1 pseudogene is annotated in these 1,721 nt (G+C 30.9%); it reads right to left on the bottom strand.

Annotation, left to right across the window (positions count from 1 at the left end):
• Window positions 1–1,721, bottom strand: a pseudogene (locus BCU12_RS23285) (hypothetical protein); the annotation flags it as partial.

Here is a 1,721-nt window from a genome sequence, read left to right as displayed (position 1 = left end):
ATACGGAGTTATATTAGGAAGGGCGTGCTTATAACTTCCATATTCATCTCCTTTTGTTTCAAACTTAACGGTATCGTTATCATATCCTTGGATTCTATTTCTAATGATAAAGTCTTTTAATATCCAAAGTATGATTAACTCCGGTTTACATTTGTCAATGATGGAGTTAAATATGGATTGGTCAATTCCTAATGCTAGAATTTTTAGTGCATCGTCTCTTATATCAACGTGATTATTTATTTTTAAATGTTCGCTGTATGAGTTATCAGTAGTTACCCACTGATAAGAAACATATGAGTTCACTCCTAACCATTTAAAAAACTTTTCTTGTATATTGATATCTTCAGTATTTAATTCAAATAAATCACTTGAAGCTAGGAGGTCATCAGCGCTATATACACCGGAGAATATTAGCTCAACATTAGCACCTGTAGGGAAGTCACTGCTTAGGTGTAGATCGGTTGATTTTTTAAGCTTGCCATTTTTATTTATCAAATTGACTTGTACATTACCTATTCTTTTTGGGCGATTTGTTCCTAATTGCTGATAGATTAAAAAAAGGCAAAGAGTCATTTCTGCTATATATACATTCTTTTCAACATTATTTGCGTTTATTATTTTATTTGTACTGCTAACTATCTTTGATATCAGCTCTGCTGGCTCATAACTACGTATACTAGTTACTACCTTTAATTTTCTCTGTAAGTCACGGTACCTTTCGGTTCGGGTAATATTTAATACATCAATTAACTTTTCACATAAGTTTTGATTAATAAACTCTATTTTCACAAAAGAAGGGAAAATAATATCATCAATGTTTGAGGTTATAGGTGTAAATACCTCTTCTTCGGTTGCATTTATTAGTTTACCTTCTGTATTGATTAACAGATTGTAGTTGTCGTATCCATCATTCAAATTGATAATTTCATTTATATAATTTACGCGATGCTCAATAGGGTATTCCACTAAGTACTCTGAATACAGATTAACTCTGTCTCTATATCCTTCTGTATCAGTTAACGAGCATTTCTCTACAGCATCAGTTATTTTTTCATCTAGTGGGATTAAAACTTCTGGAAAGAACACTTCACCATTGGTATCTATTAGTAACTCTGAAAAATGGTTAGTTCCCATGTAGATATAATCACCATGTTTTCTGTAGGATCCATCGATACATGGGTAAATGTCTAGCTCTAACTTAGCTTCCGATATTTTTGTATAAAATTCCAAGCCTTCTAATACAGTGTTTATTGAGTTATAACTTAATACTTTAAATGGTACCCAGCTTACTTCTTTTTCTGACGCATCTTTAGCTACTTGTATAATCAATTTTACTAGCTGTTTTAATACATAACGGTTTTTATCAGTATCATTTAGTTGGTTTCGAGAGCTATCAAGGTCAAAGGTACCATGAATTATAAATGGGAAATCAAGTTCAATTTTGGTAGGAAAGAATGAGAATAAAGTTTTACTTTCAAATGTAAGGGAACTATTGGGCAACGCAATTTTTAGGTTATAATGCTGCTTTTCGGATTTAGTACTATCTTGATATTTATCTGGAAAAGAAATTTTTCCAGAATCAAATATTTTCCAACTATCACCAGATATTTCGTAATGGTTGTGATTTTTTTCCAGAATGAATTCAGTAATTTCTCCATTAATAGTTAATTTCAATTTTTTTAAATTATTTAGAAAAAGCAAAACTTCTTTGCTTAATGAAC

Origin of the sequence: Vibrio sp. 10N.261.55.A7 (assembly GCF_002877365.1) — a bacterium.
Taxonomy (GTDB): domain Bacteria; phylum Pseudomonadota; class Gammaproteobacteria; order Enterobacterales; family Vibrionaceae; genus Vibrio.
This window is presented reverse-complemented; position numbering and strand designations above follow the sequence as displayed.